Source organism: Paenarthrobacter nitroguajacolicus (genome assembly GCF_007786235.1).
Taxonomy (GTDB): domain Bacteria; phylum Actinomycetota; class Actinomycetes; order Actinomycetales; family Micrococcaceae; genus Arthrobacter; species Arthrobacter nitroguajacolicus_A.
On the sequence record NZ_VNFK01000056.1, the window covers coordinates 1 to 286 of the forward strand.

Below are 286 nucleotides of genomic sequence, written 5' to 3' on the forward strand. Positions count from 1 at the left end.
GCCGACACTGCCTAAAAAAGGCGAGTGGCAGATCATTTTCACATTGGGCCTTATCAATATTGCGACCTTCTTTGGCCTGATCTTCGTGATGGCACTAACGCTGCCTTCAGCGATTTCTGGCGTGGGTATGATCTCTGTGCCTGTGTTCGCGATGATCTTCCATTGGGTAGTGAAAAAGCAGCGCCCGCATTTGATTCAAGCCCTGTCTGGTATTGGCTTGATCACCTTAGCGTGGATACTGTTTAACCCAAGCCAAATCGCTTTGAATCCAATCGGTTTAGGTGCC

The 286-nt window shown here is 49.0% G+C and carries 1 protein-coding gene; it reads left to right on the forward strand.

All coding sequences use genetic code 11. The annotated features are described in order from the left end of the window. Positions 1 to 286 (forward strand): EamA family transporter (locus FQP90_RS23495; RefSeq protein WP_208760071.1); only part of this gene is annotated, 286 nt, incomplete at both ends.